This is a genomic window from Pantoea sp. WMus005 (genome assembly GCF_013415305.1).
GTDB classification, from domain to species: domain Bacteria; phylum Pseudomonadota; class Gammaproteobacteria; order Enterobacterales; family Enterobacteriaceae; genus Pantoea; species Pantoea rara.
Window position 1 is genome coordinate 1,713,196 of record NZ_JACBXU010000001.1, and the last position, 14,254, is coordinate 1,727,449.

General features: G+C 51.6%; 10 protein-coding genes. 4 read left to right on the forward strand and 6 right to left on the reverse strand.

Translation table 11 applies throughout. From position 1 onward, the window contains the following. Nucleotides 1-195: 195 nt before the first annotated feature. Both aroA and serC read right to left on the reverse strand, forming a co-directional pair. On the reverse strand, nucleotides 196-1,482 hold the full coding sequence (aroA, locus tag HZZ01_RS07805) for a 3-phosphoshikimate 1-carboxyvinyltransferase (protein ID WP_179896220.1): 1,287 nt from the start codon (nucleotides 1,480-1,482) through the stop codon (nucleotides 196-198). Nucleotides 1,483-1,564: 82 nt separating this feature from the next. After that, nucleotides 1,565-2,650, reverse strand: a complete 1,086-nt coding sequence (gene serC, locus HZZ01_RS07810; RefSeq protein ID WP_179896221.1) for a 3-phosphoserine/phosphohydroxythreonine transaminase — start codon at nucleotides 2,648-2,650, stop codon at nucleotides 1,565-1,567. A 313-nt stretch (nucleotides 2,651-2,963) separates the two neighbouring features. Here serC and ycaO point away from each other — a divergent pair, with 313 nt between their 5' ends. The 4 genes from ycaO (at nucleotide 2,964) to pflA (ending at nucleotide 9,221) form a co-directional block, all read left to right on the forward strand. Next, on the forward strand, nucleotides 2,964-4,727 hold the full coding sequence (ycaO, locus tag HZZ01_RS07815; protein WP_179896222.1) for a 30S ribosomal protein S12 methylthiotransferase accessory factor YcaO: 1,764 nt from the start codon (nucleotides 2,964-2,966) through the stop codon (nucleotides 4,725-4,727). Nucleotides 4,728-5,100: 373 nt separating this feature from the next. Then, on the forward strand, nucleotides 5,101-5,961 hold the full coding sequence (focA, locus tag HZZ01_RS07820; protein ID WP_179896223.1) for a formate transporter FocA: 861 nt from the start codon (nucleotides 5,101-5,103) through the stop codon (nucleotides 5,959-5,961). Between the two features lie 71 nt (nucleotides 5,962-6,032). Continuing rightward, nucleotides 6,033-8,315 carry a formate C-acetyltransferase gene (gene pflB, locus HZZ01_RS07825; protein WP_179896225.1) on the forward strand — a complete coding sequence of 761 codons (2,283 nt, stop codon included), beginning with the start codon at nucleotides 6,033-6,035 and terminating at the stop codon, nucleotides 8,313-8,315. 165 nt (nucleotides 8,316-8,480) lie between these two features. Next, nucleotides 8,481-9,221 (forward strand): pyruvate formate lyase 1-activating protein, encoded by a 741-nt coding sequence (pflA, locus tag HZZ01_RS07830; protein ID WP_090962597.1) that lies wholly within the window; start codon nucleotides 8,481-8,483, stop codon nucleotides 9,219-9,221. A 55-nt stretch (nucleotides 9,222-9,276) separates the two neighbouring features. Here pflA and HZZ01_RS07835 read toward each other — a convergent pair whose 3' ends face one another. The 4 genes from HZZ01_RS07835 to lolA form a co-directional block, all read right to left on the reverse strand. Continuing rightward, nucleotides 9,277-10,428, reverse strand: a complete 1,152-nt coding sequence (locus HZZ01_RS07835) for an MFS transporter (protein ID WP_179896226.1) — start codon at nucleotides 10,426-10,428, stop codon at nucleotides 9,277-9,279. Between the two features lie 319 nt (nucleotides 10,429-10,747). Continuing rightward, nucleotides 10,748-12,040: a serine--tRNA ligase gene (gene serS / locus HZZ01_RS07840; RefSeq protein WP_179896228.1), complete on the reverse strand. Its 1,293-nt coding sequence runs from the start codon at nucleotides 12,038-12,040 to the stop codon at nucleotides 10,748-10,750. Nucleotides 12,041-12,132: 92 nt separating this feature from the next. Continuing rightward, nucleotides 12,133-13,476, reverse strand: coding sequence for a replication-associated recombination protein A (locus tag HZZ01_RS07845; protein WP_179896230.1), 1,344 nt, complete (start codon nucleotides 13,474-13,476; stop codon nucleotides 12,133-12,135). Nucleotides 13,477-13,483: 7 nt separating this feature from the next. Further along, nucleotides 13,484-14,095 carry an outer membrane lipoprotein chaperone LolA gene (gene lolA, locus HZZ01_RS07850; protein WP_179896232.1) on the reverse strand — a complete coding sequence of 204 codons (612 nt, stop codon included), beginning with the start codon at nucleotides 14,093-14,095 and terminating at the stop codon, nucleotides 13,484-13,486. Nucleotides 14,096-14,254 lie beyond the last annotated feature (159 nt).

Consider the following 14,254-nt stretch of genomic DNA (forward strand, 5'->3'; position numbering starts at 1 on the left):
CCTCCTGTTGCTGCGTGCTTCCTGACCTTTCGGTCACCATTAATGACTAGCATTATACGCTGCATAGCGCGGCTTGGTTACCCTTTCGCACTAACCGGTTTCGTAATATCAGTTAATTCAGAGGATCTCTGGGCTATTACAGCCAGATTAAATCAGGGGGAGATCCGGTGCAGAATTGCACCGGAACGGGAGATATCACGCACTCTGGCTGATTTTAGCCAGTTGAACGAAATAGTCCGGGAAGGTTTTTGCCGTACAGCCGGGATCAAGAATGGTCACTGGTGTATCGGAAAGGGCAACTAACGAAAAACACATCGCCATGCGATGGTCATTGTAGGTACCAATTTCTGCATGAATCAGCGTCGCTGGCGGTGTAATACGAATGTAGTCATGACCTTCTTCGACTTCTGCACCCACTTTACGCAGTTCTGTAGCCATTGCGCTCAGACGATCGGTCTCTTTTACCCGCCAGTTATAAATATTGCGTAACTGGGTAGTGCCTTCAGCAAACAAGGCGGTGGTTGCGATGGTCATTGCGGCATCCGGAATATGGTTCATATCCATATCGATGGCCTGCAGTTTTCCGGCCGTGCAGGCAATATAATCATCGCCCCACTCAATCGACGCGCCCATCTTTTCCAGCACGTCAGCGAAACGGATGTCACCCTGCACGCTCTGACGTCCGATACCGGTGACCCGAACCGTTCCACCTTTAATGGCAGCAGCAGCCAGGAAATAAGAAGCGGAAGAAGCATCCCCTTCAACCAGGTAGTCGCCTGGTGACTGATACTGTTGTTGTCCCTTGATCAGGAAGCGCTGATAGTTCTGATTTTCAACTTCGACGCCAAAGCACCGCATCAGATTCAGGGTGATATCAATATAAGGTTTGGAAACCAAATCACCTTTGATAGTGATGCAGGTATTGTGCTGTGCCAGCGGCGCGGTCATCAGCAGTGCCGTCAGGAACTGGCTGGAGACACTGCCATCCACACTGACTTCACCGCCAGTAAAACCCCCGCGTAAACGCAGCGGTGGGTAATTTTCGTTTTCCAGGTACTCAATGGTTGCTCCACCCTGACGAAGCGCGTCAACCAGATGACCGATTGGACGCTCTTTCATGCGGGGTTCGCCAGTCAGTTCGATATCGTGCTCGCCCAGACAAAGTGCTGCGGCCAGCGGACGCATTGCGGTTCCGGCATTGCCCAAAAACAGTGACAGCGGTTGAGATGTGTGCAATGGCCCGGCATTTCCCGTCACTTCACACACGGTACGATTGCTGGAAAGCGTATAACTTACGCCCAGCGCGGTCAGCGCATTCAGCATGTGTTTCACATCATCGCTGTCGAGTAGGTTAGTGAGACGGGTAGTGCCTTTAGCCAGAGCAGCCAGCAGCAATGCGCGATTAGAAACGCTCTTTGAGCCAGGCAGATTTACGGTGCCATCGACGCGCGCAATCGGTTGGAGAGTCAGGGAGTCCTGCATGTGAAACGAAATCCTCAAAAAATACAGCGACCTCGCCGTATGACGAGGTCTGGCATCAGCATCAATGCTGATATTTTAGCAATCAGCCGTGACGGCGTTCAAAATCGACCATGAAATCGGTCAGAGTCTTAACACCTTCCAGCGGCATCGCATTATAAATTGAAGCGCGCATCCCGCCTACTACACGATGTCCTTTAAGTGCATGTAATCCCGCCTTAAATGACTCTTCCAGGAACAGCGCATCCAGTGACGCATCTGCCAGCTGGAAAGGAATATTCATGCGTGAGCGGTTTTCGGTCGCCACATCATTGCGATAGAAGTCACTGTGATCGATGACGCCATAAAGCAGGTCAGATTTTGCCTGATTGATACGATCAATTTCAGCAACGCCGCCCTTCTCTTTCAGCCATTTAAACACCAGCCCTGAGAGATACCACGCAAACGTCGGCGGAGTGTTAAACATCGAATCGTTATCGGCCAGCACTTTGTAATCGAGTATGGAAGGCACAGAAGCATGCGCCTGACCCAGCAGATCTTCGCGAACGACAACCAGTGTTAATCCGGCCGGGCCGACATTTTTCTGCGCACCCGCATAAATTACACCATAGCGACTGACATCGATCGGGCGTGACAGGATGGTCGATGAGAAATCAGCAACAACGGTTTTGTTGCCGAAGTCAGGCTGTTCATCAATAGCGATACCATCAATGGTTTCATTCGGGCAGAAGTGCAGGTAAGCGGACGCTTCACTCACCTGCCATTCACTCATCGGGAGGATGGCTCGTTTACCGTCGCGTGTGGTTTTGACATCCAGCGTGCGGGGAGAACAATACTTTTCTGCTTCTTTGATTGCACTCTGTGCCCAGTAGCCGCCATCGACATAATCGGCACTGGTCGCCTGACCCAGCAGATTACCCGGCACAGCAGCGAACTGCGCGCGCGCCCCGCCATGACAGAATAAAACTTTGTAATTGGCCGGTATTTTTAGCAGATCACGGAAGTCCTGCTCCGCTTCTTCAGCCACCTGAATAAACTCTTTACTGCGGTGACTGATCTCCATTACAGAGGTACCCAGACCGCGCCAGTTCGTCAGCTCCTGTTCTGCACGACGAAGCACTTCAACCGGTAACATCGCCGGGCCAGAGCTAAAATTATAAACTTGCGTCATTTCCCCTCACCACTGTCATATCGAACGGTTATGAATAATCATCCGGTTTTATCACTGCATTCTGATAGCTGCAATCACAAATCGGGCCGCGGTCACATTTTCTGAATCAGGCCCGCCGGAGGTTATGTTACCAATGCAAACCATTACGGAATTTTGTGAGGCTTAATCCAGCACCATTAATCCGCGTTTGGCCTTAAAGTGGAATTGATGAAAACTAAGCGGGTAAAAATGTCCCGCCCTGATAGCGGTCTGTTACCAAAATCCGTATCATTGCGCGCTTTACGCACCCTATGACAACTGAGAGAGCGGCACTATGACGCAAACATTTATCCCGGGCAAAGATGCCGCACTGGAAGACTCCATTGCGCGTTTCCAGACCAGGTTGCAGGACCTTGGCTTTAATATCGAAGAAGCTTCCTGGCTGAATCCTGTTCCCCATGTCTGGTCAGTACACATCCGCGACCGCGATTGCCCGCTCTGTTTCACCAACGGCAAGGGCGCCAGTAAGAAAGCGGCGCTGGCCTCTGCGCTGGGTGAGTATTTTGAGCGTCTCTCAACTAATTACTTTTTTGCTGACTTCTGGCTGGGTAAAAAGATTGCAAACGGCGACTTTGTTCACTATCCCAATGAAAAATGGTTTGCATTACCTGAGGATGATTCCTTACCTGAAGGCATTCTGGATGCGCGCCTGAACGCGTTTTACGATCCCGATAATGCCCTGACGGCTTCCGGCCTGATTGATCTGCAGTCTGGCAACGCTGAGCGCGGCATCTGCGCCCTGCCATTTACCCGTCAGTCCGATCAGCAAACTGTTTATATCCCGATGAACATTATCGGCAACCTCTATGTCTCAAATGGCATGTCCGCAGGTAACACTGCGAATGAAGCGCGTGTTCAGGGACTGTCCGAAGTGTTTGAGCGCTACATTAAGAACCGCATCATTGCTGAAGCGATCAGCCTTCCAGCAATTCCTGAAGAGGTGATGCAGCGTTATCCTGAAGTGATTGAGGCAATTGCTCGCCTTGAGGCGGAAGGCTTCCCGATTTTCGCTTATGACGCCTCGCTGGGCGGCAAATATCCGGTTATCTGTGTGGTGCTGTTTAACCCGACCAACGGAACCTGTTTTGCCTCCTTTGGTGCGCACCCTGATTTCGGTGTGGCGCTGGAGCGTACCGTCACCGAGTTACTGCAGGGCCGAAGCCTCAAAGATCTGGACGTCTTTACCCCACCGACCTTTGATGACGAAGAAGTGGCTGAGCATGCCAACCTTGAAACACACTTCATTGATTCAAGCGGTCTGATCTCCTGGGATCTGTTTAAAGAGACGGCGGATTATCCCTTTGTCGACTGGTCATTCGCGGGCAGCACCGAACAGGAATTTGCCTCGCTGATGGCCATTTTAGCCCAGGAAGATCAGGAAGTTTACATTGCTGACTACGAGCATCTGGGTGTCTATGCCTGCCGCATCATTGTTCCTGGCATGTCTGATATCTATCCGGCGGAAGATCTCTTCCTGGCGAATAACAGCATGGGCGCGGGCATTCGTGAAACTCTGCTGGCCCTGCCTGACAGCAACTGGAATCCGGAAGAGTATCTGGACCTGATTGGCCAGCTTGATGATGAAGGCTTTGATGACTTCACGCGCGTTCGTGAACTGCTGGGTCTGGCGACCGGTAAAGACAACGGCTGGTACACACTGCGTGTTGGCGAATTAAAAGCGATGCTGGCACTGGCAGGCGGCGATCTGGATCAGGCTCTGATCTGGACAGAGTGGACAATGGAATTTAACAGCTCAATCTTTACGCCAGAGCGGGCTAATTACTACCGTTGCCTGCAGACTCTGCTGTTACTGGCCATGGAAGATGAACGCGATCCGTTGCAGTATCACCATGCTTTCCTGCGTATGTATGGTGAGCGCGCGATGGAAGCGGCTTCAGCTGCCATCAGTGGTGAACATCCGTTTAACGGACTTCAGACTATTGATGATGAGCTGCAGGCATTTCCGGCCCACCAGTCCCTGCTTGCTGCTTACGAAAAACTGCAAACAGCTAAACGCCTCTACTGGAAAAATGCGTAAGTTATAACGCGTCAGTCCAGAAAAAGAGGGTTAAAAATGGCACCATGTTGATCGGGTGCCATTTTTCTACACTTTTCCCATGAAACATTAGCGGCATTTAACCCCACTCCCTTTACATTGCATCAATTTAATTAACATTTAAGCCATTAGTTAATAACAAAATAAAGATTATAAAAAGTGCGCCCTGCTTTAAATTAAAAAATTTTTGTATTTTTAAAATTTATTTAAACCTTTAAATTCATTGCGTTAACTCATTAATCCCTTATTTTCCTTCGACAGGATTGCTGCCCTCTCGGCAAACATGATCCACATCAATTACTGACCTATACTCCTTTGTTAGTATTTTTTCAGACAACTTCTGGAGTAAGTTAGTGTGAAAACTGACAACCCTTTTAATCTTTTATTGCCCGCCGCAATGGCGAAAGTCGCCGAAGATGCCGGTATCTATAAAGCCACCAAACATCCCTTCACCACTTTCTTTCTGGCAATAAACGCTGGCGTATTTATCTCCATCGCATTTGTTTTTTATATTACAGCGACTACCGGTAGCGGCGCGATGCCCTATGGCATAGCCAAACTGATTGGCGGTATTTGTTTCTCACTTGGCTTAATGCTGGTCGTGGTGTGTGGCGCTGACCTCTTTACCTCTACGGTATTAATCGTCGTTGCCAAAGCCAGTGGTCGCATCAGCTGGGGACAACTGGCACGCAACTGGATTAACGTCTACGCCGGTAACCTTGCAGGCGCCCTTTTCTTTGTCGCTCTGATGTGGTTTGCCGGGCAACATATGGTCGCGAATAGTGCCTGGGGACTGAATGTCCTGGAAACCGCCGATCACAAGATGCATCACACCTTCATCGAAGCGGTTTGTCTGGGTACCCTGGCAAATCTGCTGGTCTGCCTCGCCGTCTGGATGAGTTACTCCGGCCGTACCCTGACCGATAAGCTGGTAGTGATGATTCTGCCTGTTGGGATGTTTGTCGCCAGCGGTTTCGAGCACAGCATCGCCAATATGTTCCTGATTCCTTATGCCATTGTCATCCGCGACTTCGCGGCACCTGAATTCTGGCAGGCTGCAGGCACCACGGCTGCACAGTTTCACTCGCTTACCGTCAGTAACTTTATTCTCGATAATCTGATTCCTGTGACCATCGGCAACATCATTGGCGGCGGTATTCTGGTTGGGTTGACCTACTGGGTTATCTATCTCCGTAAAGGTGACCAGGTTCATTAAACACATTTTTGACGGCACAGGACGTTGACTGTGCCCGACCGTAAAGTCTCTTCATATAAGGCAGGTATATTATGACCGAACTTAATGCAAAACTGGCTTCAGCATGGGAAGGATTTGCTGAAGGCGAATGGCAGAATAGCGTCAATGTGCGCGACTTCATTCAGAAAAACTACACCCCTTATGAAGGTGATGAGTCGTTCCTGGCGGGCGCAACTGAAGCGACCACTAAACTGTGGGAAAGCGTGCTGGAAGGCATCAAAATTGAAAACCGCACCCACGCGCCAGTTGACTTCGACACCGATCTTGCCTCAACCATTACCTCGCATGATGCGGGCTACATCATCAAGCCACTGGAAAAAATTGTTGGCCTGCAGACGGAGGCCCCATTAAAACGCGCGCTGATTCCTTTTGGCGGCATCAAAATGGTTGAAGGTTCATGCAAAGTTTATGGCCGTGAACTCGATCCTTCACTGAAAAAAATCTTCACCGAATACCGTAAAACACATAACCAGGGTGTGTTCGACGTTTACACCCCGGACATCATGCGCTGCCGTAAATCAGGTATCCTGACCGGTTTGCCAGATGCGTATGGCCGTGGCCGCATCATCGGTGACTATCGTCGCGTGGCTCTTTACGGCATCGATTTCCTGATGGCGGATAAATTCTCTCAGTTCGCGTCTCTGCAGAACGATTTAGAGAATGGCGTGAATCTGGAAGCGACTATTCGTCTGCGTGAAGAGATCTCAGATCAGCATCGTGCGCTGGCGCAGATAAAAGAGATGGCCGCAAAATATGGCCACGACATTTCAGGCCCGGCAACCAATGCCGTTGAAGCCGTGCAGTGGACTTACTATGGCTATCTTGCTGCCGTTAAATCACAAAACGGTGCTGCCATGTCCTTTGGCCGCGTCTCAACCTTCCTTGATGTTTACATCGAGCGTGACCTTAAAGCCGGTAAACTGACTGAAGAACAGGCACAGGAACTGATTGACCATCTGGTCATGAAACTGCGTATGGTTCGCTTCCTGCGTACCCCTGAATATGATGAGTTGTTCTCAGGTGACCCAATCTGGGCAACCGAATCACTGGCCGGTATGGGCGTTGATGGCCGTACTCTGGTTTCAAAAAGTACCTTCCGCTTCCTGAATACCCTGTACACCATGGGTCCTTCACCTGAGCCGAACATGACCATTCTGTGGTCAGAAAAATTGCCGATTAATTTCAAAAAATATGCCGCTAAAGTCTCTATCGATACCTCATCTCTGCAGTATGAGAACGATGACCTGATGCGTCCTGATTTCGACAATGATGACTATGCCATCGCCTGCTGCGTGAGCCCGATGATTGTCGGCAAACAAATGCAGTTCTTTGGTGCACGTGCCAACCTGGCGAAAACCCTGCTCTACGCAATCAACGGCGGCGTGGATGAAAAACTGAAAATGCAGGTTGGACCGAAAGGCGACAAAATCAGTGACGCCGTGCTGGACTTCGACACCGTCATGGAGCGTATGGATCACTTCATGGACTGGCTGGCAAAACAGTACGTGACTTCTCTGAACATCATTCACTACATGCATGATAAGTACAGCTACGAAGCAGCGCTGATGGCCCTGCATGATCGTGATGTCTATCGCACCATGGCGTGTGGTATCGCCGGGCTCTCCGTTGCTGCGGATTCACTGTCTGCGATTAAATATGCCAAAGTGAAACCGATTCGTGACGAAGATGGTCTGGCGATCGACTTCGACATTGAAGGCGAATACCCACAGTTCGGTAACAACGACTCCCGCGTTGATGACCTGGCCTGCGATCTGGTTGAACGCTTCATGAAGAAAATTCAGCAGCTGACCACCTATCGCAATGCCGTGCCGACTCAGTCTGTTCTGACCATCACCTCAAACGTGGTATATGGTAAGAAAACGGGTAATACACCGGATGGCCGTCGCGCTGGTGCACCGTTTGGACCAGGCGCTAACCCAATGCATGGTCGTGACCAGAAAGGTGCTGTTGCCTCCCTGACTTCCGTCGCGAAACTGCCGTTTGCCTATGCGAAAGATGGTATCTCCTATACCTTCTCAATCGTGCCAAACGCGCTGGGTAAAGATGATAACGTGCGTAAAACCAACCTTGCCGGTCTGATGGATGGTTACTTCCATCATGAGGCCAGCATCGAAGGCGGCCAGCACCTGAATGTCAACGTCATGAACCGCGAAATGCTGCTGGACGCGATGGAGCATCCAGAGAAGTATCCGCAGCTGACCATTCGTGTTTCCGGTTATGCTGTGCGCTTTAACTCACTGACTAAAGAGCAGCAGCAGGATGTGATTACCCGTACCTTCACACAGTCACTGTAATCACGGCCAGAACCAATATAAAAAGGCTCCTCGCGGAGCCTTTTTCTCAAGAGTCTATTCTGGTGGTTATCTCCATCAAGGTTCCCACCAGAATCGATTTCCTGCCCTGAGCGCAACAGAGATTGCGCCGTCTGTCCCGGCAGACTCACTGGAGAAAACATCGCAATGTCAGTTAATGGTCGTATCCACTCATTTGAATCCTGCGGCACCGTTGATGGTCCCGGCATCCGTTTCATCACCTTCTTCCAGGGCTGCCTGATGCGCTGCCTCTACTGTCACAACCGCGACACCTGGGATACCCATGGTGGCAAAGAGATCACCGTCGAAGCGCTGATGGCAGATGTGCTTTCCTATCGCCATTTTATGAATGCTTCTGGCGGCGGTGTCACTGCCTCAGGCGGTGAAGCAATTCTTCAGGCTGAGTTTGTGCGCGACTGGTTCCGCGCCTGCAAGGCGGAAGGCATTCATACCTGTCTCGACACCAACGGCTTCGTACGCCGCTATGATCCGGTGATCGATGAACTGCTCGACGTTACTGACTTAGTGATGCTCGACCTGAAACAGATGAATGACGATGTGCATCAGATTCTGGTAGGGGTCTCTAATCACCGTACCCTGGACTTTGCCCGCTATCTGCAGAAAAAAGGCAAGAGAACGTGGATCCGTTTCGTCGTCGTACCGGGCTATTCCGACGATGATGACACCGCGCATCGCCTGGGTGAATTCACGCGTGACATGGAGAACGTAGAGAAGATTGAGTTGCTGCCTTATCACGAACTGGGTAAGCATAAATGGATTGCGATGGGTGAAGAGTACAAGCTGGATGGGGTTAAACCGCCGAGTAAAGAGACGATGGAGCGCGTGAAAAACATTCTCGCCAGCTACGGCCACGAAGTGATGTACTAGATAACCGGCCACAAAAAAGGGAGCTTAGCGCTCCCTTTTTTTTGCTGTTCAGCGATCAGGCATGTGCCACTGGCGTAGCCTGATGATTCGCTTTGCGCAGCAGCATAACCAGATAAACCAGCGCCACAGCCGCGATCATCACGAACAAAAGCTGGTCAGAATAATTCTGCATCAGCACAGAGGTCATTGCCGGTCCAGCCAGACTGCCCACGGTATAACTCATCAGCAGCGCCTGATTCATCGCCACCAGTTCATGGTGTGCGACCGTCTCACAAGCCCAGGACATTGCCACCGGATAGAGTGTGAAGCCCGCCAGTCCCAGCACAAACAGCGCCGGAGCCATAGCGGCATTGGTTAACATGGCCATCGCACCCAGGATAACCACAAAGACCTGGACCCGCAGCACCAGCATGCGACCAAAACGGTCGGCCAGACGGCCAATGGGCCACTGGCCCACAATGCCTGCGCTGACCAGCAACGCCATCCAGTAACCGACATTGGCATCACTCATTCCCTGATGTGACAGGTAAAGCGGCATCAGGCCATAAAGCGAGCCCAGAAGGATGCCAGAGATGATGCAGCCATTAATGCCCAGGCGCGAACTACGACGACGCAGCATCGGCCAGATGCGGGCCGGAGCGGCTTCTGTCGCTTCACCACTGGCGGAGACGCGGGTAAAGACCAGTGGCAGCACGGCGCAGAAGACCAGTGACGTTACCCACGGAATCACGCTGAGTAATTCCGTAGACACCTTGCTGACCAATAACTGGCCGGTCACGGTGCCGATGTAATAAACAACCATATAGGCCGCGAGCAACTGTCCCCGATTACGTACCGTACCGCTGCACAGAAGTGCGCTCTCAACCACCACCCACATCAGCGCACAGCCGACACCGGCGATGAAACGCATTGAACTCCATGCCCAGAAACCCGACATCATCGCCAGACCCAGAGTTGCGACGGCAAACATCACGGTCGCCAGGTAGTAGCTACGGTTAAAGCCGTACTGCCGGATTAACCAGCCAGCCAGCAGGGTTCCTGCCAGATTACCGGTGTAATAGGAGGAACTTACAATGCCCACCTGCCAGGTGGTCAGTAAGTCATGCGTCAGCCACAGTGGAACGAGCGTATTCAGCACGGCAATTGCGACAGTCATTAACATCAGGCCGCAAAGCAGCAATATCACAGGGCGTGACCAGATTGACATAGGGGATAGAAACCAGAGCAAAATGAAGGAAATTGCGCGCAGTTTGCCATTAGCTTTTTTAAAGTCAATGGGGGCAATTTGACGGCAGCACATTTTGCTGTCCGACAATTTAATTTACTAATCTTCAGTGGGTTACAATCGTGTTAAGCGGCAGACCACCAAATGCTATCTCTATGAAAAAATAGGTTTTTAAGCATTCCAGTACGTCTGATATCGATAACGTTTATTTGTGATTAAATCAGGATGTAATGCATCACTTTTTGCAGACAGAAGGCATAAAAAAACCCGGCCATGGCCGGGTTCAGAGAAGCAGAATCATTTAGCCTATAACTTCGACGCCATTCATGTATGGACGTAAAACTTCCGGCACAGCGATGCGACCACCTTCCTGTTGATAGTTTTCCAGCACCGCCACCAGGGTACGGCCGACGGCCAGACCTGAGCCATTCAGGGTATGAACCAGACGCGGCTTCTTATCCTGTTTGTTACGGCAACGCGCCTGCATACGACGCGCCTGGAAATCACCCATGTTGGAACAGGATGAGATCTCGCGGTAGGTGTTCTGCGCCGGTAACCAGACTTCCAGATCGTAAGTTTTAGTCGATCCGAAGCCCATATCGCCGGTACAGAGTAAAACCTTGCGGTATGGCAGGTTCAGCAGCTGCAGAACTTTTTCAGCGTGACCGGTCAGCTCTTCCAGCGCTTCCATTGACTGTTCCGGGGTCACTATCTGCACCATTTCAACTTTGTCGAACTGGTGCATACGGATCAGGCCGCGTGTGTCACGGCCATAGGACCCCGCCTCAGAACGGAAGCACGGTGTATGCGCGGTCAGTTTAACCGGCAGGGTATCCTCTTCGAGGATCTCGTCGCGCACCAGGTTGGTCAGCGGTACTTCCGCGGTAGGGATCAGTGCATAGTTACTGCTGTCTGACTCTTCTTCCAGCGGACGGGTGTGGAACAGGTCTTCGCCAAACTTAGGCAACTGTCCGGTACCGTAAAGCGTTTCGTGGTTAACAAGGTAAGGCACGTAGGTTTCAAGGTAGCCATGCTGCTCAGTGTGCAGGTCAATCATAAACTGACTCAGTGCACGGTGCAGGCGCGCAATTTGACCCTGCATGACCACAAAGCGCGAACCGGTTAGCTTCACGGCAGCCGCAAAATCCAGGCCTTTCGCCGCTTCACCCAGCTCAACGTGATCTTTAACCTGGAAACTGAACTCGCGTGGAGTACCCCAGCGGCTCACTTCCTGGTTTTCGCTGTCATCTTTGCCCAGCGGCACTTCGTCTGCCGGAATGTTCGGCAGTGCCAGCGCGAAGTCACGGATTTGATTCTGCAGTTCATCCAGTTCTGCTTTTGCGGCATCCAGGCGTTCGCCCAGCGCATTCACTTCCTGACGCAGCGGCTCGATGTCTTCCCCACGTGCTTTGGCCTGACCGATGGATTTGGATCGGGAGTTACGCTCTGCCTGCAGATTTTCTGTTTCTACCTGCAATACTTTGCGACGCTCTTCAAGCGAACGCAGCGTTTCCACATCCAGTTTGTATCCCCGGCGTGCCAGTTTTTCTGCGACTGCGTCTGGCTCGTTACGCAGCAGATTGGGATCGAGCATGCTTATCCTGTGTATAAAAAGTTGGTTGAAAGAAGGGACGCATTCCTGCGGAATGCGTTGAAAACATTGCCCACATTACCGTAAGGTCTGTTTCAGCGGTAGCGTTTTGTCGGGCTATTTTGATCCTGCTCAGCCAGCCAGCTTAGCTTTTCACCAATCTTACCCTCAAGCCCGCGTTGGGTTGGCGTGTAATAGCGCGTGCTGGCCAGTTCCCTGGGAAAATAGACTTCACCGGCGGCATAGGCATTGGTTTCGTCATGGGCATAACGATACTCTTTGCCCAGCCCCATCTCTTTCATCAGCTTAGTCGGCGCGTTGCGCAGATGTTCCGGCACATCGTAATCGGGATGGTCGCGTGCATCACGCATCGCGGCTTTAAACGCGTTGTAGACCGCATTACTTTTCGGCGCACAGGCCAGATAAACAATGGCCTGAGCGATGGCGCGTTCCCCTTCTGCCGGACCGACGCGCGTGAAGCAATCCCAGGCTGCAATCGCCACCTGCATACCACGCGGATCGGCATTGCCGACATCTTCCGAGGCGATAGCCAGCAACCGGCGTGCCACATAGAGCGGATCGCCGCCCGCAGTGATGATGCGCGCATACCAGTAGAGCGCCGCATCGGGCGCGGAGCCACGTACTGATTTGTGCAAAGCCGAAATCAGATCGTAAAAACGATCGCCTTTATTATCAAAACGCGCGGATCGCTCACCCGAGACTTCGTTAAGTAACTGCGGCGTCAGTTCACGCTGACCCGAGTCGGTGATTTCGGCCATATCCGCCATCATTTCCAGCGTATTCAGTGCCCGGCGTGCATCACCATTAACCAGTTCAGCAATCATCCTGCGGGTGTTATCTGGCAGCACAATGTCACTGTCGCCATAACCCCGCGCGTTATCCTGCATCGCCTGATCCAGCACCTGCTCTATATCTTCGAGCGTGAGTGACTTCAGCAGGTAAACGCGGGCGCGGGACAGCAAGGCGGAGTTAAGTTCAAAAGAGGGGTTTTCGGTGGTCGCACCAATAAAAGTAATGGTGCCATCTTCAATATGGGGAAGAAAAGCATCCTGCTGGCTCTTGTTAAACCGATGGACCTCATCCACAAACAGGATCGTACGCCGCCCGGCGTTTTTATTCTGTCTGGCGCGCTCAATCGCCTCACGGATCTCTTTGACGCCTGAGGTAACAGCTGAGATACGCTCGACATCGGCATTACCGTAATGGGCGATGATCTCAGCCAGCGTAGTCTTGCCAGTCCCAGGCGGTCCCCACAGGATCATTGAATGCAGGTGCCCTGCTTCAATCGCGCGTGGCAGAGGTTTGCCCGCGCCCAGCAAATGCTGCTGACCAATATACTGTTTCAATGTTTCTGGCCGCATACGCGCGGCCAGAGGTTTGAAATTCTCGGTGGAAAAATCCAGGGACAGGTTACTCACCGTGACCTCACTGACGTTGGTCGTCCACCGTCACGCCTTTTGGCGGTGTGAACGTGAATTTATCCGGACTGATAGCGCCATTCTGCTGGCTTTTCAGCTGGTAATCGCTGCGCTGACCATCCTGCTCGATAGCACTGAAGCGATTAATGGTTCCGCTGGACGTCACCTGGATAGTGAACTGTTTCAGGTTGCCGTCACTGTTTTTCGGTGTCAGTTCGAAATTGTCACCCTGCTGTTTGATGTTGTACTGCTTCCAGTCGTTTGACTGGTTACGGGCAATCAGCATAAACGGCGTGTTGCTGGTCGCATTCTGCAAAAGGCTTACTGTCGCCTGCTCAACAAACGGATTGTAGAACCACAGCGATTTACCGTCGGAAATGATAATGCTTTCGTCCGGCGCGGTCATATGCCAGTTAAACAGGCTGGGACGTTTTACCCACAATTCACCTTCGCCGTCCTGCACATTCGCGCCGCTGCTGTCGGTCACTTTTTGGGTGAAGCTGGCGTGGAAGCTGCTGACCTTGTTCAGGCGCTGTTGCAGATCACTGGAAGCATCAGCCAATATGCTGGCTGAAGAAAAGGTGGCCAACAGGCCCAGAGCGATTATGCGTAATTTCATCTGCTTCAATTCCTTATTTAAACGTTCCCATGGATAACTGCATTAAGCCTGGTCGCCGCTCCGCCATCAGAACAGAGGAAAAAACCGAAAGCTGATTCAGATATGGGGCTTAACCGTATAAAAACAATGAGCCAGTCGGAACTGGCTCAGTGAGTAATG